The following is a 24719-nucleotide window of genomic DNA, read 5'->3' on the forward strand; positions in this document are numbered from 1 at the left end:
GATTGCTATTACGTCGGCTTGGCGTCGGACCGCGATATGAGCGGCGCATGGTCGCCGTGACGATCGGCTCTGCATACTCGTGCTGCGGAAAACGAGGACGTTGTTGATGGGGAGCAATTTTAGTTGGGAGCAGGGCTTCAATAATCCACTTGTGTTGGGGAAGATTGCAGCTTGTCGAAAAATCGGAAAGGATGCTCGCATCTCGTTCGATGCGGCTGATTATCATTTTTGGTTGCCCGTTCTTGAGTCCGCGGTACGTGCTTCCGAGAAAGTCGGCCAGCTCAAACATCGTTGCGTTGAACAAGCGCTGAACGATGCAGTTTTGACGCTGAAGGATTGCGACGCATTCCTTCGAAGATGCGATAAAGCGTTTACTCAACTCTCCTCGCGGGCCAAGACAGATTTCGTCATGGTCTCGTCGGTGACTTACACCGGCTTAAGATTGTTCTCTGGCATGAAGGACGGTGACGTCCGGCTGCAATGGCAGCCATCACAAAAATCAAACTTCATGAGGGGTGTCCGACAATCTAGAGACGATCTGTCGGACGTCTTGCGATCTCACAAGATTTCCCAAGCGTCTGAAGGACTTACTAACGTGCTAGCACATGTGTCGGCATTTGATGCACATGAAGCGCATGCGGTCGCTACTGACTCAATTGATACTCTACGCGGCATGCTAAATCTGTTCGTAAACTCAAAACGAGGAGTGAATCCCTTCTCGCGGATGAGCGCTCCACACGCGGTGAACCGGTTTCGCAGTGGCCCGTACCGAACAGTCCATAACGTTGATGGCTCTATTGCTACCAAGACGTTTTGGTACGAGCATCGCTGGCTGCACGAGACACCAACGGTTAGGTTCAAGGACGGCAAAACCAAGAAATTCAATCAGAACCTGAAGGGCTGGTGGCGAAAATTGCAAGACAACCCGCTCTCCAACCACATCAGGTCGGGATTACTACGTTACTGCCGTGCTCTCGATCAACATGACGCGGAAGCAGCTCTGCTTGGGATGTGGGGGGCGTTGGAGAGCCTAACCGGTACGCAGCGCGACAAATACGAGGTTACAGTAAGCCGGACTGCTCTGCTCTTCCTTGATAAGGAAACTGCGCGTCAAATTGCCCACCATGTGAGGTTGCGGCGTAACTCATCAATTCACGCGGTCCGCACGCTAAATCAAGAGGAGGCTGATGCGATCTTGATACACGCAGAAACGCTGGTAAGCCGAGTTTTATTTTTCTGCTTGAGCGAGGGAAAACGGTTCGTTGATGAAAACGAACTGTTCAATTTTCTCGATCTGACACTGAGTGAAGCCAAACTTAGGCGGACAATCGCGCTCTCGAAGTTTTCCGTTGAGTATCACAGCAGGAAACCAATCCCGGCGAGTGAATAAACCGATAACCTCGAATGCAGTGGACTGTCAGTCTTACCTGCCTCAGCCGTCAAGGCACATCTGAAGCGCGTTTCAAATGTCTGTGTGACGCATCTCACAGAGCCATAGCCGCGCCCAGCCTAGTCTCCCCGCAACGCTGAACCACGGGAGACTTCACATGCGCAAATACTTCTTGATCACCGCGATGGTGCTGGCGTCGGCGACCGCCCAGGCCGGTCCGATACGAAGCCTGACGCTGGCATCGAACGAACAGCCGGCGGCGGCAGAGCCAGCCAAACCGGTCGAACAAAAGCCGGCCGAGGCGCCGAAGGCGGTACAAACGCCGGCCGCCAGCGAAGCGCCTGTTTATGTCGCGCGGCCTGCGGCCGTTGGTGCGGCGACCGAAGCGCCGAAGGCCGAGACCACAAATTCCGTCGCCGAGAAAGCTTCTCGGGCGACCGGCACCGAAAAGCCGAAACGCCGGCGCGAATCGACCGAAGCGCGGGTGATCCGCGAATTGAATCGCCACGGCATCTATTGGTGAGACGCCAATCGCGTCATTGAGAATCGTCAACGGGTCGCGCGCCATGCGCATGACCCATCACTCACGCGTGAGCCGAACTCACGGGGTTTGAACTAATCGTGAGCTGTGAAGCAGTTCACATCCATATTTCGCAGCCGCGGTAATACGCGAACGAAACTGAACGAGGGAGGCGACCATGCCTTCAATGGACCATCAAAGCAGAATAGGCCGCACCATCGACCGCTTGGGGATTGTTCGAATCCTGCTGGTCCAGGTGATGGTTTTGCTCGCGCTGGTCGGCGCCGTCGTTCGATGGGTCAACTGGTCGTCCGAGGTCGCCTGGGAAGAATTTCTCAGCGCGAGCCGGCCGGCGCTGGCCGGCGCGAGCAGTCAACCTCACGCGCCGCCGCAGCCTCAGGCTCCGGTGCAGACCGTCAAGAGCAAGGCGGCCTGCCCCAAGAAAGCCTGAGCCAAGGCTGCGCGGGCGCGTTATTCCGTCACCGTCTGGATCACGCTGCTGACCGGACGGCTGGCGACGGCCGGCAGCTTCATGTCCTTGATCAGCAGAGCGTCGTATTCGGCCAGCGTCTCCAGCTGCACCTTGGCCTTCATGTGCACCACCTTGTAGCCGCCGGCCTTGAGGCGGCGCAGCAGCGTGGGCAGCGCTTCCGCGGTGCGCTTCTGCAGGTCGTGCATCAGGATGATGCCCTTGCCCGTCTTGTCGAGCTTGGTCATCACATTAGTGACGATCTGTGCGGCGTCCCTGGACTTGAAGTCGAAGGAGTCGACGTCGGTGGAGAACATCGCGATGTTGCGCGTGCCGAGATAGTCCACCGAAGCCGGGGTATGCTGCAGGCCGGGAAAGCGGAAGAACGGCGCCGGTGCGGTGCCGATCGCCATCTTGATGGCGCTGAATCCCTTTTCGATCTCTTCCTTGACCTGCGCTTCGGTCAGCTTCTTGCTGTCGAGATGCGCGTGCGACCAGGTGTGGGAGCCGACGGTGTGGCCGGCATTGTAGACCTGCTTCAGGATTTCCGGATGATAGGTGGAGTGCTTGCCGACCGGGAAGAACGTGGCCTTGGTGCATTCCTCGGCCAGCGATTTCAGTACCGAGGGCGTGGTCGGCCACGGGCCGTCGTCGAAGGTCAGCACCACTTCCTTCTCGGTGAGAAAGTCGAGCTGCTTGAATTGCTGGAAGCCGAAGCCCGGTCCGCCCGTGGTGTCGGCGACGACGACGCGGCTGACGCCGAGCGCATCGGGGTTGGCGCATTTTGCCTGCACGGGTGCGGCGGGCTTGGCGGGAGCGGGCGCGGAAAGCGCCGCGGTGACTTCGACATCGGGCACGGCCGGCTTGGCGGCGACGACCGGAAGCGGCTCGGCTTTTCGTGCATTGACGGTTTGGGGAGGAGCGGCCGCATCCGCACGCGGCGAAGAGGTCCAGTACCACACGGCGGCGATCACGACAGCCGAAACAACACACGCGCCCAACAGGCCAAATGCATTACGCATCGTTACACTTTCCACAAAATTCACCACAACATACTCAAGGGCCATTAATGCAAACGAGGTCTTAACGCCCCACCAACGACGGCCGGTCCGACGAAATTATTTTTGCCAGGCGGCGCGACGAAGCGTCGTTCGCTGACGATCCCGTTCCTGAAACCGGCAGATGGGCGCGCCGTATCCTCGTCGAGACCGATGCCCGAGTGGCCGGAAACGGGGCCGGCTTTCTGTGTGATGGACGTCACAGCGGCGGCGCAACCGTTCCGGCATGCTCTGGTCATCAACAACGGGCCCGCCGAGCCGGGCCAAAGGGAGCCTGATATGACCGCCTATTTGACCAGGACCATCCGCCAAGCCGGTATCGTGCTGGCCTTCGCGGTTTCTTTCGCCGCCCTGTCGGCGACCCCGAGCTTCGCCTTCAGCGCCGAAGCGCAGCAGATGTGCACCGGCGACGCGTTCAAGCTGTGCAGCGACGAGATCCCGAATATCCCGAAGATCACCGCCTGCATGATGAAGAAGCGCGCCAGCCTGAGCACCGGCTGCCGGGCCGTGATGGACCGCGATCTCGCGCAGAAATCCAGCAAGGTCGCCGCGCAGTAATTTCGGGTCCAGGAAATCGTCATGGCCGGGCTTGTCCCGGCCATCCACGTCTGCCTCGCTGCCGTGCCTCCAAGTCGTGGATGCCCGGGACAAGCCCGGGCATGACGGCGTCACTGGTCGGGCCTTACCCCAAAGGCGTTGCGGCGCCGGCTTGAGCGCATTAGAACGCGCCTGGATCATGACCGGGTAGGCGTAATCATATGACCAGATTTCTTTGCATCATTCCGCTCGTTCTGATGACCTCGGCTGCTTCGGCACAGCAGCAGGGACAGGACGTCTGCGCGCGCGACGCTTCACGTTTTTGCCGCGCCCATCTCGATGGGGGCGATCAGGTCGTGCTGGCCTGCCTGAGGCAAAATCGCGCCAGGCTCAGCAAGGGATGCCAGGCCCTGCTGACGAGGCACGGGCAGTAAATCTCCCCGCGCGAATCCGGAATCTCTCTCCCCTCCCCACCACGCGCAAGAGCGCGTGGGAGGAGGGGGGAAGCGCGAAACTACGTACTGCTGCCCGCGGCCGTCGCCACCGGCAACACTTCGCTCGCGGCGCGGTCCGGCGTGTCTTCCTTCCAGCGCACCGATCCGAACGGCCGCTCCAGCATGCGGCGGACGCGCACCGGATCGGGTCCGAGGTGAAAATCCATCGCGCGCTGATGCAGCGCGCGTTCGGATTGCGTCGAGCGATTGCGCTGGCGCAGATAATCCAGCCAGGTCGGGCAGTGATAGCGTTCGGTCCATAGTTCGGGATCGGCGATGTCGCGCGCGATCGACCAGCCATAGGCGCCGTTGCGCTGCCGGCTGAGCTGCACTTCCTGCATCACATTGTGGAAGGCGCGGGCGCTTTCCTGATCGACGCGGTATTCGATCTCGACCACCAGCGGCCCGCTGCGGCCGGTCAGCGACAGCCGCACCTCGGGGTCGGCCAGAACCTCCGCATCCTCGTTGCGCGCGCCGACCGGCGGCATCCGCAGCCACAGGCCGAGCAAGGGCGACACCAGCATCATGGCGGCGGAAACCAGCAGCGCGGTTTGCACGCCGGCCAGGTCGGTCAAATAGCCCCAGCCCCAGCTGCCGATCGCGATGCCGCCGGCAATCGAGGCCTGGAACGCCGCCAGCGAGCGGCCCGCGACCCAGCGCGGCGCGGAGAGCTGGACGCCGATGTTGAACAGCGCCACCGCAGCCATCCAGACCGCGCCGGCCACCACCAGCGCAGCGGCCGTCAGTACAGGCTGCCGGCTCAACGCCACCGCCGTGATCGCCCCCGCCATCGATATCGTGCAGGCGCGGATCGCGGCCTCGCCGCTCATTTGTCTGCGCAACGTGCCGATGTTGAGCGCGCCGATCACCGCGCCCATGCCGAACGCGCCGAGCATGATGCCGTAGGTCTGCGCGCCGCCATTCAGCAGGTCGCGGGCGATCAGCGGCATCAGCGCCATCACCGAACCGCCGATGATGCCCGTCACCAGCGTGCGCGTCAGCACGATGCGGATCGACGGCGAGTTGGCGATGTAGCGCACGCCGGAAACAATGGCGCGGTTGAGACGTTCGCGCGGCAGCCGTGACGGCTCGCTGTTGCGGCGCCAGAGAAACAGCACGATCAACAGCGGGATATAAAGCAGCGCGTTGGCGGCGAAGGCCGCGACCGCGCCCGCAGTCGCGACGATGACGCCGCCGATCGCCGGCCCAAAACTTCGTGCGATATTGTAGCTGATGCCGTTCAGCGCCACCGCTGCCGGCAAATGCTCCGCCGGCACCTGTTCGCTGACCGAGGATTGCCACGCCGGTCCGAACAGCGCCATGCCGCAGCCGACGACGAAACAGAACGCCAGCAGGATATTCGGCGTCACCAGATTGAGCCAAGCCATCACGGCCAGCGCCGTCGCACCGGTCAGCGCGAAACACAGCGAGCCCAGCGCCACCACGCGCCGGTCATACATGTCGGCGATGGCGCCGGCCGGCATCGAGATCAGCATGATCGGCAGCATCAGTGCGGTCTGCACCAGCGCAACCTTGTCGGCCGACGACGTCATCTGCGTCATCGCCCAGGCGGCACCGACCCCCTGGATCAGGAGGCCGAGATTGGAGAGCAGGCTGGCGAGCCAGATCCGCCGGAACACCGCATGCCGCAGCGGGGCGGCCACGCCGTCCCCTGATAACATCGAGCGCTTCGGCGGTTCCTTCATTGCCCCTTCCGACGGGCCGGTCGCGGCCCTGATTCCCTGCGTTTTGCAGTGATGCCTGCGAAAGTCCTTGGCTGTCCAGTGTTTAGGCCGCTATCAGCGGTCACACAGGGCGGCTAAAAGACCGAAATGACGGGAGCACCTCATGATCATATCGCGGCGGACGCTATTGAAGGGCGCCAGCGCCCTTACCCTGGCGGCCGGCACCTTCGGTCCGTCGGCCTTCGCGCAGACGGCGCCGACCGCCCCGGCGGCGCAAGTTCCGCCGGTTCTGTTCGTGCATGGCAATGGCGATCATTCCGGGCTGTGGGTCACCACGCTGTGGCGGATGGAATCGAACGGGGTTGCGCGCGACCGGATGCTGGCGATCAATTTCACCGATCCGCTGGCGCGATCCGACGATGCGGTGGCGCAGCCCAACCGGTCCTCGACCGAGGACCAGCGCCGCGAACTCGGCGAGGCCATCAAGGAATTGAAACGCCGCACCGGGGCGTCGCGCGTCGCGCTGGTCGGCAATTCCCGCGGCGGCAATTCGATTCGCAGCTATATCAAGAACGGCGGCGGCGCCGATGTCAGCCACGCCGTGCTGTGCGGGGTTCCCAACCATGGCATCTTCGACTGGGATGATATGCCGGGCAGCGAGTTCAACGGCCGCGGTCCGTTCCTGCGCGGGCTGAACGAGGGCGACAGCGAGGTGACGCCCGGCACCGCGTTCCTGACATTGCGCAGCGACGGCATCGACAAATACGCCCAAGCCGATGGCCGCTTCGTCGGCAAACCGGGCACGCCAACCGGCATCACACCGGATGGCCCGGCGCTCAAGGGCGCCACCAACCTCGTGCTCGGCGCCATCGACCACCGCGAGACGGCGTTTCATCCGCGCGCGTTCCGCGAGATCTACAAATTCATCGCCGGCCGCGAGCCCGCCCGGATCTCCATCGCGCCGGAAGCGGAAGTCAAACTGAGCGGCCTGGTGACGGGCACGCCGGGCGGCGTTCAAACCAACCGCCCGGTGGCGGGCGCCTCGGTCGACGTGCATCGCGTATCGCCGGATACCGGCGAACGGCTGGGCGGCCCGGTCCATTCCTCGCAAACCGGCGCGGACGGGCGCTGGGGCTCAGCGTCGGTCGATCCCACCTGGTATCTCGAGATCGTGCTCACCTCGCCCGGCTCGACCACCACGCATCTTTACCGGTCGCCGTTTCCGCGCTCCTCCGACATCGTGCATCTGCGCGCCGCGCGCCCGCTGGGACCAGCCGATGCGACCGCCGGCGCGGTCGTCATCCTGTCGCGGCCGCGCGGCTATTTCGGCCTTCCCCGCGACGTGGTGCTGCTCGATGGGCAGGAGCCTAAGGATGTCAAAGCCGGCGTGCCCACCGATTCGGTCACCACCTTGCGGCTGCCGGCCGCGGAGGCCGGGCGCGCGGTCGTCGCGCAGTTCAACGAGGAGCGGATCGTCGCCCGGGCCTGGCCGGCATCGGAAAACAGGATTGCGATCGCCGAGCTGACTTACTAGCTGTTGGATGGTCCCCCATTCGTCCGCCTTCCTGGCGCCCGGATTTCCGGACCTGATAGAGCGGCGCCCGACGGGCAGATCTGTCCCTGAGAACTGCGAGGCCGTCAATGAGCATAGCCGAAGCCTGGGACCCGCCGGTCACGCGTGCGCCGCTGGTGCCGCCGGCGCCGCCGCGCGCGCCCGACAGCATGGGTCTTTTCGGCCGGGTGATGGCGATGCGCACCAGCGCGATCAGCGTCTGGGGGGACCGTTCTTACGAAGAAGATATCATCCGCAGCCGCTTCTTCGGGCGCAGCAGCTTTATCCTGAACGACCCCGACGCGATCCGGCATGTGCTGGTGGACAATTACGAGAATTACGTGCGCACGCCGGCGGCAATCCGGGTGTTGCGCCCGGTGCTCGGCGAAGGCCTGCTGATCGCCGAAGGCCGTACCTGGAAACATCAGCGTCGGACGCTGGCACCAGCCTTCACGCCGCGCGCGGTGATGCCTCTGATTCCGCACATGCTGGCTGCGACCGACCAGACCATTGCAAAGCTTCAGGCGGCCAACAACGCGCCAGCCGATCTGCGCGAGGCGATGCAGCGCATGACGCTCGAGATCGCCGGGCGCACGATGTTTTCGTTCGGCATGGACCGCCACGGCGCGGCGCTGCGCGACTTCGTGATGGAGTACGGCGAGAATCTTGCGCGGCCGCATTTTTTCGATCTGGTGTTGCCGCTGAGCTGGCCGAGCCCGCAGGATTTCGCTCGCTCCCGCTTCCGCAAGCGATGGACGCAATTCGTGGCCATGCTGATGGCGGAGCGCCGCGCCGCCGGCAAGGAGGAGGGCGCGCCGCCGAGCGATCTGTTCGATCTGATGGGCGCCGCGCGCGATCCCGAGACCGGCGACGCCTTTACCGACGAGCAACTCGGCGACCAGGTGGCGACGATGATTCTCGCCGGCCACGAGACCACCGCCACGGCCTTGTTCTGGGCGCTGTATCTGCTGGCGCTCGACCCGGCGACGCAGGACCGGTTGGCCGCCGAAGTGAAGGCCGCGACCGCTGGCGGCACGCTCGATCTCGAGCGGCTGAAGTTTACCCGCGCCGTGGTCGACGAGACCATGCGGCTCTATCCGCCGGCGTTCCTGATCGCTCGCGCGGCCGGCGCGGCCGATATCATCGGCGGCATGCCGGTGAAGAAAAACGACATCGTGCTGATCGCGCCGTGGCTGCTGCACCGGCATGAAAAGCTCTGGCGCGATCCGGGCGCCTTCATTCCGGCGCGCTTCATGCCGCCCGCGCCGCCGCCCGACCGCTTCGCCTATCTGCCGTTCGGCGTCGGCGCCCGGGTCTGCATCGGCGCGCATTTCGCGCTGGTCGAGGCCACCCTGGCGCTGGCCAAGTTGATCGGCGCGTTCAAGGTCGAACTCATTGATAAAGCGCCGGTGATGCCGGTCGGCGTGGTGACGACGCAACCCGATCGCTCGCCGATGTTCGGGATTACGCCGCGGTGACGAATGCATTGCTTGGATAGACACGCGATCTGCCCTAGGCTTGCGCAATGAACGACCTCAAGGCCCAATTTGCCCTGCTGAAGCAGACCGCCGATCCGGTGGTGGCCGCTGCGATCGAGCTTGCGGTCGAACAGGGCGAGGACCACGAGCTCAACCGCATCAACGCGCTGGACTTTTCGAAGCGGACCGGGCTCGACGAGGAACGGGTGATTTCGGGCTTTCTCCATGCTTCCCGGCTCGGGTTGTTCGACCTTTCCTGGAACGTGCTGTGCCCCGGATGCGGCGGTGTGCTCGGCGCCCACGGCACGCTGAAATCGTTGAGTCCGGATGACTATCATTGCGGCCTCTGCGCGTGCGGCTACGAAGCCTCCGTCGACGAGCAGGTCGAGGTAGCCTTCACGGTCAATCCCCGTATCAGGCGCATCGCCGCGCATGATCCGAACTCGCTGCCGGTCTGGGAATACTACAAACAGGTGTTCTGGAGTTCGGGTATCGATTTCGACCGGGAATCCGTCGCGACGCTGGCCGATGAGGTGACGCTCGATACGCTCGAATTGCCGGCGGGCGAGAAGGCAGTGCTGTCGCTGCAACTGCCGAAAGAATTCATCATCGTGTTCGAGCCGGTGACGCATTCGGCGCAATTCATCGATGTTCAGGGTGAGCCGACCAGGGAGCGTCAACAGCTGTCACTGGTTTACAGCAAGACGCCAACGCCTACCGGCGGAACCAGAACGATGCGGCCGGGACCGCTGCGGCTGTCGCTCGACAATCAGGCCGATGTGCGAGTGCTGCCGTCTGTCTTTATCGCGGGCGATGTGATGCATCACCTGATCGGCAAGCGCAAGCCGTTCCTCACCGCCAAGCGGATGCTCTCGAACCAGACCTTCCGAGACGTATTCAAGGCGGACAATCTCAATGTAGATCAGCGGCTCAAGATCACCTCGCTGACATTCCTGTTCACCGACCTCAAGGGCTCTACCGCGCTGTATGAGAGGGTCGGCGATCTCGCCGCCTTCGATCTGGTGCGCGCGCATTTCCACGCGCTGCTGGAAATCATCTCCTCGGAGAAGGGCGCCGTCGTGAAGACGATCGGCGATGCCGTGATGGCGACTTTCGTCAGGCCGGAGCACGCGATCGTCGCGGGCCTGCGGATGCGCGCCGCGATGGACGGGCTCAATGCCGCGCGCGGCACCCAGGACCTGGTGGTCAAGATCGGCATTCATGAAGGGCCCTGCCTCGCCGTCATGCTGAACGAGCGGCAGGATTATTTCGGCCAGACCGTCAACATCGCCGCCCGGGTTCAGAGCCTGTCGACCTCGCAGGAAATGCATATCACCGGGCCGGTCAACGATGCGCCGGAGGTGGCCGCCATTTTGCGGCGGGAGTCGATCACGCCCATTCAAAAGCAGGCGGCATTGCGCGGCATCGCCGACAAGATCGTGGTGTACGAAATACCTTAGTATTTGAGGTTCGGCCGACATTTATCGACTCGTCATGCCCGGGCTTGACCCGGGCATCCACGCCTTTCTTCGCAATCCGTCAAAAGACGTGGATGGCCGGGTCAAGCCCGGCCATGACGACCGCGCGAGATTGCCCAATCGTAATGCAGGCCGGGAACCGGCGTGGATTGCGCGGGTTGATTTTCCGACCCATATATCAGCTACCGCCGCTTGCGGCGAGCAAGCCCCGAATAACCCCCCGGATTTCGGCAGGAAAACCAATGCTGGACGGACTGCGCCAATTTATTGCCGACGTTGTTTCTCCCACCGCGCTGGCGGATCGGGCGTTTGACGATACCGGGTATCGTCTGGCGGCGACGGCGTTGTTGATTCACGTCATTTCGATCGACGGCGAGCCGACGGAGACCGAAAAGCGCAAGCTGCACAGCCTGATCGAAAGCCGCTTCGGGCTCGATCGCGGCACGGCGGATCACCTGATCGCGTCGGCGACGCTGGTCGAGGGCGAGGCGGTCGATCTCTATCATTTCACCAGTGTCATCATGCGTTCGGTGGATGCGGAAGGCCGGCTCCGCATCGTCGAAATGATGTGGGAGCTGGTCTATGCCGACGGGCAGGTCAGCGAGTTCGAGGATAACGTGGTCTGGCGCGCCGCGGATCTGCTGGGCGTGGCCTCGCGGGACCGGATCGAGCTGAAGCACCGTGTGGCCGCACGGCGACCCGAGGCGGCCAGCGGCGGCGCCGTCAACGGTGCGGTATCCGACATGACGAAAATTTAACGTGCCCGGCGTCACGCCGGTCCCGGGTGAGATAAGCCCTCTAAACGCGGCACTTCGACGGGCAGCATTGTGCCTTTGCGCGTACGATATGCTTGCAGGTGACTTGCGTCTCCCCTCAACCCTATGCTCTCGTCCCGGCTGTTAGCCGCGTTTCCTGCAATTGATTTATGAGTATTGAATCGTGACCGAGCGTGTGACGCTGATTACGGGTGCCTCTGCGGGCATAGGCACCGAGCTGGCGCGCGTTTTCGCATCGAACGGCCATCGCGTGGCCCTGGTGGCGCGACGCGGGGATCGCCTGGCGACACTGGCTGACGAAATCGTGGCCGGCGGCGGCGCGGTGCCGATCGTGATTGCCTGCGACCTCGAGCAACCCGACGCCGGTGACAGGATTGCCGCGATCCTGGCCGCCGAAGGCGTCGAGGTCGATTACGTCGTCAACAATGCGGGCTTCGGAATGTTCGGCAGGGCTGTCGACCGCGACCGCGCCGAGCAGCTCGGCATGATCGACCTCAACGTCCGGACCCTGACCGAACTGTCCCTGCGGTTTTCCGACAGCCTGATCCGGCACCGCGGCGGTATCCTCAATCTGGCTTCCATTGCCGGCTTTCTGCCGGGGCCCGGCATGGCGGTCTACTATGCGTCCAAGGCCTATGTGCTGTCTTTCACAGAGGCGTTGCGGGCTGAGCTGGCACAGCACGGCGTGCGGGTCACCGCGCTGTGCCCGGGGCCGGTACCGTCGGAATTTCAGTCGCGGGCGGGATTTCTGCCCGGAGTCGATTCCGTGATCCTGAATGTCACCCCGGCGGATGTCGCACAGCAGGGGTATCGCGGGCTGATGGCCAACAAGCGGACGGTGATCCCGGGCCTTGGCGTCAAGATCGTGCCGTTCCTGCTCCGGCTGTTTCCGCGCGGGTTCATCCTGGCGGCGGTCGCCCGCCTGCAGCTGCGCAGGCGCTGACCCAAGCAGCAGTCTCAAGCCGCTGTCTCAAGCCGCTGTCCTGGCCATCGCGCCGTTCTGGCCCGCGATTTGCTTATATTTCCCGTGAACGCACCCGAAATTAACGGCGACTTAGGTATGTTGCCGGCTTGATGGCCACTGAGAAGAAAAAGTCGATGTTTCAGTCGGACCAAATCTTGGGCGAGAAGATCCCGGGCGAAAATGTCCTGCGCTTCCCTGCTGGAGCGGCCGCGGCGCCTTTCGCGCCTTCGCCGGATAAATCCCTGCTGCCGGTGCTGGTGGTCCTGCACCAGGAGTGCTCGACGCCGGGCCGGGTCGGCAACGCGCTGCGGGCGCTCGGCCACCGGCTGGATGTCAGGCGTCCGCGTTTTGGCGACCCCTTGCCGGAGACCCTCGACGACCACGCCGGTGCTGTGATTTTCGGCGGGCCGATGAGCGCCAATGACCCCGATGAATTCGTTCGCCGGGAAATCGACTGGATTTCGGTTCCGCTGCGGGAGCAGCGGCCGTTTCTGGGAATTTGCCTGGGCGCACAGATGCTCGCCATGCAACTCGGCGCGCGGGTAGCACCCCATCCGGAAGGCCGGGCGGAGGTCGGGTATTACCCGATCCGCCCGACGCAAGCGGGGCTGGCGCTGTGCCCGCACTGGCCGGATCACGTCTACCACTGGCACCGCGAGGGGTTCGAACTTCCCTATGGCGCCGAATTGCTGGCCGAGGGCGGCGACTTCCCGGTCCAGGCGTTTCAATCGGGTCATGCGTTCGGCTTGCAGTTTCATCCCGATGTGACCTACGCGATGATGCATCGCTGGACCACGCGCGGCTACGATCGCCTCGACGCACCCGGCGCGCGGGCGCGCCACCATCACTTCGCCGACCGCGCCATCCATGACGTCACCGAGCGCGCCTGGCTGAAGGCGTTTCTCGACGACTGGCTGACGCGCGTGCCGCGCTCGGCGATGTCGGAAGCCGCGGAATAGCGCGGCAAAAAACGCCGCGATATTCCGTGCGGCGGTTCTCCAAATCCTTTCTCCCAGGAAGTCCTTTCTCCAGGCCTTTCCAAATCTGCAGATGTGCTAGTGTCTACAGCACAAGCTTGCGGTCAATCAGCAGGCATCGGGAGGCGGGATGACCGGCGACGAATTCGCTGCGCTTTTGAGCGACTTCACGCTGTCGGCGGAATCAGGCGACGGCGCGCGCTTCGCAAGGCACTTCACCGAGGACGGCATCTACCACGACTATATCTACGGCCCTCATCAGGGCCGCGCCGACATTGCCCACATGATGCAGGATCTGTTTCACCGCGATGCCGCGGATTATCGCTGGGAAATGTTCGATCCGGTTTTCGACGGCCGGCAAGGCTATGCGTGGTCGCTGTCGAGCTTCACCTCGACCATCCCGCAGTTCAAGGGCCAGCGCGTCGTCATCGACGGCATGAGCCGCTTTATCATCCGCGACGGCCTGATTGCCGAGTACCGCGAATCCGTCAATGGCGGCGTGGCGATGGCGCAGCTCGGCGTCGAGCCGGACCGCATGACCAAGGTGTTCAAGCGCTGGACCGGCTGGCTCAAGGAGCGACCGGAAACCATCGATTATCTGGCGCGGCCCAAAGGCTCGCGTGCGACGAGGGAGACTCACGACCCATGACCCAGCAGCAACGCGCAGTGGCGCAAGATCCGGTGGCCTATCAGCATATTCTCTACGAGGTGAGCGACAAGATCGCGACCATTACGCTGAACCGGCCCGACCGCATGAATGCATGGACGCCGATCATGGAGCGCGATGTGCGCCATGCCATGGAGTCGGCAGCGGCCGACGACAATGTGCGCGTCATCGTGCTGACCGGAGCAGGCCGCGGCTTCTGCGCCGGCGCAGATATGGATGCGCTGAAGGGTCTCGATCCCGACGACATCAAGCGCGCCCAGAGCCTGCCAGCGTTCGACATGAACCGGCGGCCGGACTGGCAGAGCCGCTACGGCTATTATCCGTCGATTTCAAAGCCCATCATCGGCATGCTGAACGGTGCCACCGCGGGCATTGGCCTCGTGCACGCGCTGTATTGCGACCTGCGTTTCGCCGCCGACAACACCGTGTTCACGACCGCGTTTTCGCGCCGCGGGCTGATCGCCGAACATGGCATCAGCTGGATGCTGCCGCGCATCGTCGGCCATGCCAATGCGCTGGATCTCCTGATGTCGGCGCGCCGGGTGTCGAGCGACGAGGCGCTGCGCATCGGTCTGGTCAACCGGCTTTACCCGCCCGATCAGCTGCGCGAACAGACCTTCGCCTATGCCCGCGATCTCGCCGATTTCGTCTCCCCGAGCGCGATCGCCGTCATCAAGCGCCAGCTCTACGACGTGCCGTTCCAGACCCTGGCCGAGGCCACCATCGACGCCAACCGCGAGATGGTGGTGGCGCTGCGCGGCAGCGATTTCCGCGAGGGCGTCGCGAGCTTCATGGAGAAGCGGCCGCCAAGGTTTACGGGGAAGTAAGGGGGAGGGACGCGCGGAGCCCTTGGGGGCCCGCCGTCGCCCAAGGGAGCTATGGCGGGGCAGCCTTCGCTACGTGAGGGCTTGCCAAGCCGAAGCAGGCGCAGCCTGCGAAGGCTGGTGGAGCCAGGCGGGATCGAACCGCCGACCTCGTCATTGCGAACGACGCGCTCTCCCAGCTGAGCTATGGCCCCATCGTGGCCGCCACGAAGGGAATGAAGGCGGCCGACAATTGGCGCCATTTACAATCCGGGCCAAGGTCAAGTCAAGAACGGTGAAATCGCTGTTTTTCGGGAGTTTTTGCCCGGAACTTCCCTTGTTTGCGGGGGGAGGAACCGATATCTACCGGGCAGCCGAAATCTGCGATCGAACCGCGAGCAGTCAAGCCATGCGAGCCATTCTCGACATCATCATTATTATTCTCGATCTCTATGTCTGGCTGTTGATCGCGTCCGCCATCCTGTCCTGGCTGATCGCCTTCAACGTCGTGAACACCCGCAACCAGTTCGTGGCGGCGGTGGCCGAGTTCCTGTTCCGGATCACCGAACCGGTGCTGGCGCCGATCCGGCGCTTCATGCCCAGTCTCGGCGGTCTCGACATCTCGCCGATCATCCTGATCCTGATCATCATGTTCATCCAGCGGGTGATTGCCTACTACATCTATCCCAACGTGATCTGACCGCGGCTTTAGTGGATGCTCCATGGATCCCTGGCGCTATTCCACCGAGGGCATCAGTGTCGCATTGCGCGTCACGCCGCGCGGCGGCCGCGACGACATCGACGGCATTGAGACGCTCGCCAACGGCCGCAGCGTGGTCAAGGTCCGGGTCCGCGCCGTCGCCGAGGGCGGCGAGGCCAATCGCGCGGTGACGGAGTTGCTTGCCAGGGCGCTCGGGGTGCCCAAGCGGTGCGTGCGGGTGCTGTCGGGAACGACGTCCCGACACAAACAGATTGCCGTCGACGGCGATCCCGCGAAACTCGGCGAAGCACTGCGGAAACTGACAGCGGCGAAAACGGATTGATTGATAGAGGACAGAGATGGCGGCCCGCATCATCGACGGAAAGGTCATTGCATCGGAGCTTCGCGCCCGGGTCGCCGATGAAGTGGCGCGGGTGCAGCGTGCGCATGGGGTGACGCCCGGGCTAGCGGTGGTGCTGGTCGGCAGCGACCCCGCGAGCCAGGTCTATGTCCGCAGCAAGCACAAGCAGACGCAGGCCGCCGGCATGGCATCATTCGAGCATGTGCTGCCGGCCGATGTCGCGCAGATCGAAGTGCTGGCGCTGATCGGCCAGCTCAATCGCGATTCCAGCGTGCACGGCATCCTGGTGCAGCTGCCGCTGCCTAAATCGCTCGATACCGAAGCCATCATCAACGCCATCGACCCCGCCAAGGACGTCGACGGGCTGCATCCCAACAACGCCGGACGGCTCGCCGGCGGGCTGGCGGCGCTGTCGCCCTGCACGCCGCTCGGTTGCATCATTCTCAGCAAGAGCGTGCACGCCTCGCTCGAGGGCATGAACGCCATCGTGATCGGCCGCTCCAATCTGGTCGGCCGTCCGCTGATACAGTTGCTGCTCAACGAAAACGCCACGGTGACATCAGCGCATTCGCGCTCGCGCGATCTGGCGCAACTCTGCGCCCGCGCCGACCTGGTCTATGCCGCCGTCGGCAAGCCGGAGATGGTGCGCGGCGACTGGATCAAGCCCGGCGCCACCGTGATCGATGTCGGCATCAACCGGCTGCCCGGGCCTGACGGCAAGGACCGGCTGGTCGGCGATGTCGCGTTTGCCGAAGCGCTTGAAGTCGCCGGCGCGATCACGCCGGTGCCCGGCGGCGTCGGCCAGATGACGGTGGCATGTCTGCTGGTCAATACGCTGCGCGCCGCGTGCGCGATTCACGGGCTGGCAAAGCCGGGGGTGTGATCGCTTCACTCTCTCCCGCTTGCGGGGGAGGGTGCCGAGCGCAGCGAGGCGGGTGGGGGCTCTCTCAACGAGCGCGACGGCCCACTTGCGCATCTCCAATCTTGCGCACCGTACCGGTTGAGAGACCCCCGCCCCAGCCCTCCTCCGCAAGCGGGAGAGGGAGAAGAAAACTCACCCTGCGCTGTTCTCGATCAGCCGGCGGTAAAACCGGATCATGTCGGCATAGCCCTCGACGCTGATGCGCTCGTTGGTGCCGTGAAACCGCTTCAGGTCGTCCGACGTCGCGCGCACCGGCGAGAAGCGCAAAATGGTGTCGGTAACGCCGGTGAAGTGGCGCGAATCGGTCGCGGCCACCATCAGGCCGGGGGCGACGATCACGTCGGGAAAGATCTCCCGGATGGTCCGGTTCAGCATCTTGAAGGATGGGCCCGCGGTGCCGGTTACCGGCGGCGGATCGGTGTTGCCGGGAAACGGCTCGACGGCGATGCGCTCGTTGCCGACGGTGGCGCGGACATGATCGATGACGCTGGCCTGGGTGTCGCCGGGCAAGAGCCGGAAGTTGACGGTGGCCTCGGCATTGCCGGGCAGCACGTTATCCTTGTCGCCGGCATTGAAGATGGTCAGCGCCGTGGTGGTGCGGACCGTCGCCTCGGTCGGTCCGGTCTTCTCGAATTCGCGCAACAACAGCGGCTTGAACAGCCAGAGGTTCGACAGCACGACGCGGCTGAAGCCGCTCATTTCAGGCGCCACAGTGTCGAACATTTCCGAAACGGTGCCGCGAATCTGCATCGGCAGGCGATGGTCTTCCAGCCGCGCCAGCGCCGCGCTCATCATGCCGATCGCGGTCTGGCGCGGTGGCATCGAGGAATGGCCGGGGGTCGCCTGCGCGGTCAACACCAGCGTCGCATAGCCTTTTTCGGCGACGCCGATCAGCGCCGCGGGTTTGTCGAGGCCCTTGAGGATGCCGTCGGTGATCAGCAGGCCTTCGTCGAGCAGGAAGTCGAGCTTGATGCCGCGCGCAGCCAGCGCGGCGGCGATCGCCCTGGCGCCCCTGGTGCCGGCGACTTCCTCGTCATGGCCGAACGCGAAATAGATGGTTCGTTTCGGGGCAAAGCCCTGCTTCGCCATCTGCTCGGCAGCCTCCAGCATCGCATAGAGATTGCCCTTGTTGTCCCATGATCCGCGGCCCCAGATGTAGCCATCGGCGATGACGCCCTCGAACGGCGGCTGCTGCCAGTCCTTCTCGGTGCCCGGCGCCACCGGCACCACGTCCTGATGCGCCAGCAGCGCGATCGGGGCCGCCTTTGGATCGGTGCCCTGCCATGTGTAGAGCAGGCTGTGGCCGCCGATCAGTTCGCGCTTCGCCGCGGCATGAAACGCCGGAAAGCTTTTCTCGATATGCGCCCGCAAGCCCTGCAGCGCTTCGGCGCCCTGCTCGGGATTGAGAAAATTCGAAATGGTCTGGAAGCGGATCGCCTCGGACAGCCGCATCGCCGCGCCCTGGTCGACCGTCGCGCGCGGCACCGCGGCAACCTCGATCTGCCGCGAGCGGTGCGAGAAGACGTTGAACAGCAGGATGGCTGCGAGAAGGAGGGTAGCCGCGATCAGGAGCAGCAGGAAATTACGGATGATCTTGATCAAGCGGCGCATGGGAAATGCCTCAGATATCTTCGTCATGGCCGGGCTTGTCCCGGCCATCCACGTCTTTCCAGTCGCACGCTATCAAAGACGTGGATGCCCGGCACAAGGCCGGGCATGACGAACTCCCGATGGCGAGCCCATTCGACCAGTGCCTACTTCGCTGCCCTGGCGCGCGCCATACCTTCCTCGATCAGCCGGTGCGCGTCCTCGGCGCCGCCCCAGCGCACCACCTTGACCCATTTGCCGGGCTCGAGATCCTTGTAGTGCTCGAAGAAGTGCTGGATCTGCTGCAGCGTGATGTCGGGCAGGTCGCTGTAGGTCTGCACCTTGTCGTAGCGCTGGGTCAGCTTGGAGGACGGCACCGCGATGATCTTCTCGTCGCCGCCGGCCTCGTCTTCCATCAGGAGCACGCCGACCGGCCGCACGCTCATGACAGCGCCCGGGACAATGGCGCGGGTGTTGGCCACCAGCACGTCGCAGGGGTCGCCGTCGCCCGACAGGGTGTGCGGGATGAAGCCGTAATTGCCGGGATAGCGCATGGCGGTATAAAGAAACCGGTCGACGACGAGCGTGCCGGCTTCCTTGTCCATCTCGTATTTGATCGGCTCGCCACCGACAGGAACTTCGATGATGACGTTGACGATGCGCGGCGGGTCGATTCCGAGCGAGATGGCGTCTATGCGCATGAATGGCTCCGCGTGGGTGTGAAGTCAGCTCGCCTGAACAGGGCCTTGTAAACAAGGCCTTGGATAGGACGCGACGCGGGCCGAAGCCAGCCTCGATTTGTCGCAAAATACGGCTGACCTCAGTTGGTCCAGGCGAAGGCGACCTTGTCGAGCGACTTCGCGCCGAATTTCTCGGAACTGCGCGCGACCATGCGACCGCCGAGGGCGCGATAAAACTCCGTCGCCGGATCGTTGTCGGAGAGCGCCCAGATCACCATGCTCTTCAGCCCGCTCTGCAACAGGTCGCGCCGCGCCGCGGTGAACAGCCGGCGGCCGAAGCCGAGACCCTGAAATTCCGGCCGCAGATAGAGCTCGTAGATCTCGCCTTCGAAGTGCAGGCTGCGGGCGCGGTTGCGGCCGTAATTGGCATAGCCCGCGACCTTGTCGCCGAACACCAGCACGCTGACGCGGCTGCCCTTGCGGATCGCGCTGTCCCACCATTGCGGGCCGCGGCGGTTGATCAGCTTCTCCAGCTCGGCACCGGGGATGATGCCCTGATAGGCCGAACGCCAGGCTTCGTCATGGGTGGACGCCACCGCGGCTGCGTCCGCAGCTTTGGCCGGTCGAACCTCGATCAGGGTTGTGCTCATGGTGCTGATCAAAGCAAGTCGGCGCGTCCGCTTCAAGGTCTATCGTTAATTATCGGTTAACCTGTGGATTTTCTGCATCAGTTGTGCCGGCCGGTTGTACCGAAAAAGGACAGAAGCCCGTGGGAATGGCATCCGGCGGATGGCTCGATGCTGCGAATGATTCTTAACGGTGCGTTTTGCTGCAGGGACTGAGGGAAAATGCACCGGAAGTGATTCGGCGAGGGTATTCTGTTCCGCAAATCCGGGCTCGCCCCTTGCCCGCGTCAGGCAAATTCATGCGGTCGCTCAAAGCGTATTTCGTCCTGGTTGTGCTTGGATCGCTCTGTATTCCAAACGCGTTCGCGCAGGTCAGGCTGGGTGCGCAAGGCGCAGAAGCCGAGCCGGGTCGCATGCAGCAGTGGCTGGTGCCCTCACCGGCGATGGACGTCGTGTCGCGCGCGCGGCTGTTTCGGCCGGCCGGCGGCGGACCGTTCCGGCTGGCCGTGATTGCACACGCCTCGACGCAGAACGTCTTGCGTCGTGCGCAAATGCCGCAACCTGAATACCGCGCGCTGGCGGGCTGGCTGGTGGCGCGCGGCTTTGCCGTGCTGGTACCGGAACGTCCCGGCCACGGCGGCGGCGGACCCTATCTGGAAGACCAGGGCGGCTGCGACGAAGCCGATTATATCAGCGCTGGACGCGCCACCGCGGACGCGATCGCGGCGGCGGCGGGCTTTGTGCGCAAGCAAGCCTTCATCCGGCCGGACGGCATGGTCATTGTCGGGCACTCCGCCGGCGCGTGGGGCGCGCTGGCGCTGGCCGGCGAGAATCCGAGAGAAATCTCGGCCATCATTGCTTTCGCGCCGGGTCGCGGCGGCCATGCCAACGACCAGCCGAACGAGGTTTGCGCGCCGCATACGCTGATGGCGGCGGCCGCCGAATTCGGCAGGAACGCGCGCGTGCCGGTGACCTGGCTGGTGGCGGCGAACGATACGTATTTCTCGCCCGATCTGTCGCAGCGGATGGCCGATGCGTTTCGCGGCGCTGGCGGCAAAGTCGAGTTTCGCGTGCTGGCGGCATCCGGCAGCGAGGGGCACTGGCTGGCGGAGTCCGAAGCCGGCGTCAAAATCGCCGGACCGGAACTGGAGCGGGCACTGAAGGCGCTGGCGGCGAAAAAGCGATGACGTCGCGCGCCAAAAATCCTTGGCCCGACGATGACGTGATCCTCTACGACGGCGTCTGCGTGTTCTGCTCGCGCTGGGTCCGCATTGTCGCCGCGCGCGACGTGAAACGGCGATTCCGCTTCACCGCGATCCAGTCCGGCTACGGCACGCGGCTGGCGCAGGCATTTGGAATCAATCCTGAAGATCCCGACACCAACGCCGTGGTCCATGGCGGCGAGGCGTTCTTCAAATCCGACGCCGCGCTGACGGTGCTGTCGAATTTGCCGGGATGGAGCTGGGTGCGCGTCCTGTACGCGGTGCCGAAGCCGCTGCGCGACGCGATGTACGGTCTCGTCGCGCGCAATCGGTACCGGATATTCGGCAAGTATGAGGAATGTTTTGTGCCGGATGCGGAGATGCGGGCGAGGGTGATGGAGTAAAATTCAATACTGTCTCATCGTCATTGCGAGGAGCGCAGCGACGAAGCAATCCATGTTTCCTTGCCGTTGTGCAGGAAAGCTGGATTGCGTCGCTTCGCTCGCACTGACGATGTTAGTTCTTTGCCCGCGCCTCCAGCACTTCTCCCGCCGCCCTCTCTCCCGAATCCCGTGCCCCATGCGCCGTCGAGAAAAACCCCGGCGAGGTCGCCTCTCCCGCAAAAAACAGCCGCCCATCGACCGGCGCCGCCAGCACCGCGCGAGCGCCGGCGTGGCCGGGGAGCGCGTGCGAATAGGAGCCGCGGGCGAACGGGTCGTGGGCCCAGCGCGATTCCGCCAGCGGCTTTAGTTTGCGGCGGTAGTCATTGCCGAGAAACCCGGCAATCTCGTCGATGCTTTGCGCCGCCAGCGCGCCGTCGCCGGCGTCTTCCAGAGCTTGCGCAAAACGGCCGCCGAAAAAACCCTCGATGCAGGGCTGGCCGAACGGGCGCAGGTGATAGGTGCCCATGTCGGTGCGCATGGTGGCGCCGCGCAGGCTGCCGTCGCTGGGAAGCAGCTGCGGTTCATCGAGCGCCAGCATCACCTTGTCGGCGAGCCCGAGTGGCAGGCCACGTGCGGCATCGAGTTTTGCCGGCAGTGCGGGGTGAAAACGAATGGATTCGTCGGCGATCAGGTTGGTCGGGATGGTGACGATCACCTTGCCGGCCGTCAGCGTGCCCCGCGAGGTCTCGATCCGCAGGCGTTGTCCGGAATGGTCGATCAGCGTCACCTCGCAGTTCAGCGCCAGCGGGCAGGTTGCGCCATAGGCTGCGATCAGCGCGCCGTAGCCGCGGCGTACCCGCCAGTTGATCTCGGTGTCCTCATAGGCATCCATGTCGAGGATCGAGACGCGGTCGAGTTCGGCGCCATTGATGTAGGTGGAGATCGCATCGATCATCGGGTTCCAGCGGTTGCCGGGCTCCAGATACTGATTCGCGGCGGCGTCACGGCCGGTTCGCCTGGCCTCGTCGGCGGCATCCTCGGCGCGGTCATAAAACGTGTCGAGCGCGGCGAGGAAGTCGGTGCGCTCATGAAGCGGAAATGCGCCGTTAACGGCCTGCTCGCGCCACGGCGGCCGGGTCCTGTCGATTTCGAAATGCAGCCGCTCGGCGATCGGGACGAAGGAATTCTCGTCGGCCGAATGCAGCCAGCCGCAGCCGAGGTCGAAGGTGATGTCGGGGGCAGCCATGATGGTGTGGCCGCGCCCGCCGACGCGGTCGCGCGCTTCCAGCGCGATGACGGAGAGGTCGGAGTTTTCCAGCGCGTGCGCCGCGCCGAGGCCGGCGGCGCCCGCGCCGATGATGGCGACATCGACTTCGGAGGGCAGGGACGTCATGCCTTGGCTCTAGCATGTTCGATGCCGGGCTTGAAGCCGGCTCCACAACCAGTGTCATCATCCGCGAAAGCGGATGATCCAGTACGCCGTGGCGCCGCGGCTCTATCTCAACCGGCGGCGATTACTGGATGCCCTGCTTTCGCGGGGCATGACAGTTTGCGGCTTACGCCACCGCCTGCTTCGACTTTTCCGCGCGCTTGCGGTCGTTGGCGTCGAGGTGCCGCTTGCGCAGGCGAATCGACTTCGGCGTGATTTCGACCAGCTCGTCGTCCTCGATATAGGCCAGCGCCTTTTCCAGCGTCATGCGGATTGGCGGGGTCAGGCGCACCGCTTCGTCCTTCGAGGTGGTGCGGATGTTGGTGAGCTGCTTGCCCTTGAGGATGTTGATCTCGAGATCGTTGTCGCGGGTATGCTCGCCGACGATCATGCCCTTGTAGACCTTCCAGCCGGGCTCGATCATCATCGGGCCGCGGTCTTCCAGCTTGAACATGGCGTAGGCGACTGCCTCGCCCTGGTCGTTGGAGATCAGGACGCCGTTGCGGCGGCCCTGGATGTCGCCCTTGTAGGGCAGGTAATTGTGGAACAGGCGGTTCATGATCGCTGTGCCCTTGGTGTCGGTCATCAGTTCGCCCTGATAGCCGATCAGGCCGCGGGTCGGCGCGTAGAACACCAGCCGCAGACGATTGCCGCCGGACGGGCGCATCTCGATCATCTCGGCCTTGCGCTCGCTCATCTTCTGCACCACGACGCCGGAGAATTCCTCGTCGACGTCGATCACGACTTCCTCGACCGGCTCCAGCAACTGGCCGTTCTCGTCCTTGGTCAGCACGACGCGGGGACGCGACACCGAGAGCTCGAAACCTTCGCGGCGCATGGTCTCGATCAGGATCGCCAGCTGCAATTCGCCGCGGCCCGACACTTCCATGGCATCCTTGTCGGCGGCCTCGACCACGCGCAGCGCGACGTTGCCCTCGGCCTCGCGCAACAGGCGGTCGCGGATCAGGCGGCTGGTGACCTTGTCGCCTTCGGTGCCGGCCAGCGGCGAGTTGTTGACGATGAACGACATCGACACGGTCGGCGGATCGATCGGCTGCGCCTGGATCGGGATTTCGACGGAGGGATCGCAGAAGGTATCGGCGACGGTGCCCTTGGGCAGGCCCGCGATGGCGACGATGTCGCCGGCTTCGGCCAGTTCGACCGGCTGCCGCTCGAGGCCGCGGAAGGCCAGAATCTTCGTGATGCGGCCGGTTTCCACCAGCTTGCCGTCGCGCGAGATCACCTTCACCGCCTGGTTCGGCCTGACCGAGCCGGACGCGATGCGGCCGGTGATGATGCGGCCGAGATAGGGATTGGCCTCGAGAATGGTGCCGAGCAGCCGGAACGGGCCTTCCTCGACCACCGGCGGCGGGACATGCTTGATGACTAGGTCGAACAGCGGCTTCATGCCGACGTCGTGCGATGCGTCGGGCGTGGTGCCCATCCAGCCGTTCTTGCCCGAACCGTACAGAATCGGGAAATCGAGCTGATCGTCGGTGGCGTCGAGCGCCGCGAACAGGTCGAACACCTCGTTGACGACTTCGGTGACGCGCGCGTCGGGGCGGTCGACCTTGTTGATGGCGACGATCGGCTTCAGGCCGAGCTTCAGCGCCTTGCCGACCACGAATTTGGTCTGCGGCATCGGACCTTCGGCGGCGTCCACCAGCACGATCACGCCGTCGACCATCGAAAGAATACGCTCCACCTCGCCGCCGAAGTCGGCATGGCCCGGGGTGTCGACGATGTTGATCTGGGTGTCTTCCCAATGCACCGACGTGCACTTGGCAAGAATGGTGATGCCGCGCTCGCGCTCCAGATCGTTGGAATCCATCGCGCGCTCGACCTGGCGCTGGTTGTCGCGGTAGGTGCCGGATTGCTGCAGCAGCTTGTCGACGAGGGTGGTCTTGCCGTGGTCGACGTGAGCGATGATAGCGATATTGCGAAGGTTCATGACTGTTCTTCTGGCTCGGACAATGGCTGG

The 24719-nt window shown here is 64.0% G+C and carries 25 protein-coding genes and 1 tRNA gene; 18 read left to right on the plus strand and 8 right to left on the minus strand.

Annotated features, from left to right (window positions below):
* The first annotated feature begins 106 nt into the window (after nt 1–106).
* From Q7U29_RS11810 to Q7U29_RS11820, 3 genes are all read left to right on the plus strand, one after another.
* Entirely contained in the window at nt 107–1390 is a 1284-nt protein-coding gene (locus Q7U29_RS11810) for a hypothetical protein (protein ID WP_304741582.1), read from the plus strand.
* A gap of 157 nt (nt 1391–1547) precedes the next feature.
* Nucleotides 1548–1913 carry a hypothetical protein gene (locus Q7U29_RS11815; protein WP_304741584.1) on the plus strand — a complete coding sequence of 122 codons (366 nt, stop codon included), beginning with the start codon at nt 1548–1550 and terminating at the stop codon, nt 1911–1913.
* Nucleotides 1914–2088: 175 nt separating this feature from the next.
* Nucleotides 2089–2361, plus strand: a complete 273-nt coding sequence (locus Q7U29_RS11820; RefSeq protein WP_304741585.1) for a hypothetical protein — start codon at nt 2089–2091, stop codon at nt 2359–2361.
* 20 nt (nt 2362–2381) lie between these two features.
* Here the strand turns inward: Q7U29_RS11820 and Q7U29_RS11825 are convergent, their stop codons facing one another.
* Nucleotides 2382–3401, minus strand: coding sequence for a polysaccharide deacetylase family protein (locus tag Q7U29_RS11825; protein WP_304741587.1), 1020 nt, complete (start codon nt 3399–3401; stop codon nt 2382–2384).
* Nucleotides 3402–3716: 315 nt separating this feature from the next.
* Between Q7U29_RS11825 and Q7U29_RS11830 the strand changes: the two genes are divergently transcribed.
* The gene (locus tag Q7U29_RS11830; protein ID WP_304741589.1) at nt 3717–3995 is read left to right on the plus strand and encodes a hypothetical protein; all 279 of its coding nucleotides are present in this window, start codon (nt 3717–3719) and stop codon (nt 3993–3995) included.
* A 200-nt stretch (nt 3996–4195) separates the two neighbouring features.
* Complete coding sequence (locus tag Q7U29_RS11835) at nt 4196–4408, plus strand: hypothetical protein (protein ID WP_304741590.1); 213 nt, start codon at nt 4196–4198, stop codon at nt 4406–4408.
* A gap of 80 nt (nt 4409–4488) precedes the next feature.
* Here the strand turns inward: Q7U29_RS11835 and Q7U29_RS11840 are convergent, their stop codons facing one another.
* Nucleotides 4489–6174: an MFS transporter gene (locus Q7U29_RS11840; RefSeq protein ID WP_304741592.1), complete on the minus strand. Its 1686-nt coding sequence runs from the start codon at nt 6172–6174 to the stop codon at nt 4489–4491.
* Nucleotides 6175–6316: 142 nt separating this feature from the next.
* On the opposite strand from Q7U29_RS11840, the gene Q7U29_RS11845 reads away from it, so the two are divergent.
* The 8 genes from Q7U29_RS11845 to Q7U29_RS11880 all read left to right on the plus strand — a co-directional run bounded on the left by Q7U29_RS11845 (nt 6317) and on the right by Q7U29_RS11880 (nt 14872).
* Nucleotides 6317–7687 carry a hydrolase gene (locus Q7U29_RS11845; protein WP_304741594.1) on the plus strand — a complete coding sequence of 457 codons (1371 nt, stop codon included), beginning with the start codon at nt 6317–6319 and terminating at the stop codon, nt 7685–7687.
* Nucleotides 7688–7794: 107 nt separating this feature from the next.
* Entirely contained in the window at nt 7795–9183 is a 1389-nt protein-coding gene (locus tag Q7U29_RS11850) for a cytochrome P450 (protein WP_304741596.1), read from the plus strand.
* Nucleotides 9184–9230: 47 nt separating this feature from the next.
* Nucleotides 9231–10643 carry an adenylate/guanylate cyclase domain-containing protein gene (locus Q7U29_RS11855; RefSeq protein ID WP_304741598.1) on the plus strand — a complete coding sequence of 471 codons (1413 nt, stop codon included), beginning with the start codon at nt 9231–9233 and terminating at the stop codon, nt 10641–10643.
* A gap of 260 nt (nt 10644–10903) precedes the next feature.
* The gene (locus tag Q7U29_RS11860) at nt 10904–11419 is read left to right on the plus strand and encodes a TerB family tellurite resistance protein (protein ID WP_304741600.1); all 516 of its coding nucleotides are present in this window, start codon (nt 10904–10906) and stop codon (nt 11417–11419) included.
* Nucleotides 11420–11600: 181 nt separating this feature from the next.
* A complete protein-coding gene (locus tag Q7U29_RS11865) occupies nt 11601–12380 on the plus strand; it encodes an SDR family oxidoreductase (protein WP_304741602.1) in 780 nt (259 codons plus the stop codon).
* Between the two features lie 266 nt (nt 12381–12646).
* Entirely contained in the window at nt 12647–13360 is a 714-nt protein-coding gene (locus Q7U29_RS11870; protein WP_370691741.1) for a glutamine amidotransferase, read from the plus strand.
* A gap of 148 nt (nt 13361–13508) precedes the next feature.
* Entirely contained in the window at nt 13509–14027 is a 519-nt protein-coding gene (locus tag Q7U29_RS11875; RefSeq protein ID WP_304741604.1) for a nuclear transport factor 2 family protein, read from the plus strand.
* 32 nt (nt 14028–14059) lie between these two features.
* Nucleotides 14060–14872: an enoyl-CoA hydratase gene (locus Q7U29_RS11880; RefSeq protein ID WP_304741659.1), complete on the plus strand. Its 813-nt coding sequence runs from the start codon at nt 14060–14062 to the stop codon at nt 14870–14872.
* Between the two features lie 115 nt (nt 14873–14987).
* Here Q7U29_RS11880 and Q7U29_RS11885 read toward each other — a convergent pair.
* Nucleotides 14988–15063: transfer RNA gene (locus Q7U29_RS11885), tRNA-Ala, on the minus strand.
* Between the two features lie 194 nt (nt 15064–15257).
* On the opposite strand from Q7U29_RS11885, the gene Q7U29_RS11890 reads away from it, so the two are divergent.
* Genes Q7U29_RS11890 through folD form a run of 3 tightly spaced genes read left to right on the plus strand, consistent with a single transcriptional unit; the run spans nt 15258 to nt 16792 of the window.
* Nucleotides 15258–15548: a YggT family protein gene (locus Q7U29_RS11890; protein ID WP_304741605.1), complete on the plus strand. Its 291-nt coding sequence runs from the start codon at nt 15258–15260 to the stop codon at nt 15546–15548.
* A 22-nt stretch (nt 15549–15570) separates the two neighbouring features.
* A complete protein-coding gene (locus Q7U29_RS11895) occupies nt 15571–15891 on the plus strand; it encodes a DUF167 domain-containing protein (RefSeq protein WP_304741607.1) in 321 nt (106 codons plus the stop codon).
* A 16-nt stretch (nt 15892–15907) separates the two neighbouring features.
* Nucleotides 15908–16792 (plus strand): bifunctional methylenetetrahydrofolate dehydrogenase/methenyltetrahydrofolate cyclohydrolase FolD, encoded by an 885-nt coding sequence (gene folD, locus Q7U29_RS11900; protein WP_304741609.1) that lies wholly within the window; start codon nt 15908–15910, stop codon nt 16790–16792.
* A gap of 171 nt (nt 16793–16963) precedes the next feature.
* Here the strand turns inward: folD and Q7U29_RS11905 are convergent, their stop codons facing one another.
* The 3 genes from Q7U29_RS11905 to Q7U29_RS11915 all read right to left on the minus strand — a co-directional run bounded on the left by Q7U29_RS11905 (nt 16964) and on the right by Q7U29_RS11915 (nt 19748).
* Entirely contained in the window at nt 16964–18442 is a 1479-nt protein-coding gene (locus Q7U29_RS11905) for a M20 family peptidase (protein WP_304741611.1), read from the minus strand.
* Between the two features lie 143 nt (nt 18443–18585).
* Nucleotides 18586–19119, minus strand: a complete 534-nt coding sequence (gene ppa / locus Q7U29_RS11910) for an inorganic diphosphatase (protein WP_304741613.1) — start codon at nt 19117–19119, stop codon at nt 18586–18588.
* A 119-nt stretch (nt 19120–19238) separates the two neighbouring features.
* The gene (locus Q7U29_RS11915) at nt 19239–19748 is read right to left on the minus strand and encodes a GNAT family N-acetyltransferase (protein ID WP_100384899.1); all 510 of its coding nucleotides are present in this window, start codon (nt 19746–19748) and stop codon (nt 19239–19241) included.
* Between the two features lie 275 nt (nt 19749–20023).
* Here Q7U29_RS11915 and Q7U29_RS11920 point away from each other — a divergent pair, with 275 nt between their 5' ends.
* Nucleotides 20024–20911 carry a S9 family peptidase gene (locus Q7U29_RS11920; protein ID WP_304741615.1) on the plus strand — a complete coding sequence of 296 codons (888 nt, stop codon included), beginning with the start codon at nt 20024–20026 and terminating at the stop codon, nt 20909–20911.
* Entirely contained in the window at nt 20908–21330 is a 423-nt protein-coding gene (locus tag Q7U29_RS11925) for a thiol-disulfide oxidoreductase DCC family protein (protein ID WP_304741617.1), read from the plus strand. The genes Q7U29_RS11920 and Q7U29_RS11925 overlap by 4 nt, the downstream gene beginning before the upstream one ends.
* A 112-nt stretch (nt 21331–21442) precedes the next feature.
* Here Q7U29_RS11925 and Q7U29_RS11930 read toward each other — a convergent pair whose 3' ends face one another.
* Complete coding sequence (locus Q7U29_RS11930; RefSeq protein WP_304741618.1) at nt 21443–22702, minus strand: NAD(P)/FAD-dependent oxidoreductase; 1260 nt, start codon at nt 22700–22702, stop codon at nt 21443–21445.
* Nucleotides 22703–22865: 163 nt separating this feature from the next.
* Nucleotides 22866–24689, minus strand: coding sequence for a translational GTPase TypA (gene typA / locus Q7U29_RS11935; protein WP_304741620.1), 1824 nt, complete (start codon nt 24687–24689; stop codon nt 22866–22868).
* Nucleotides 24690–24719 lie beyond the last annotated feature (30 nt).

Source organism: Bradyrhizobium sp. (assembly GCF_030654605.1).
GTDB lineage: Bacteria > Pseudomonadota > Alphaproteobacteria > Rhizobiales > Xanthobacteraceae > Bradyrhizobium.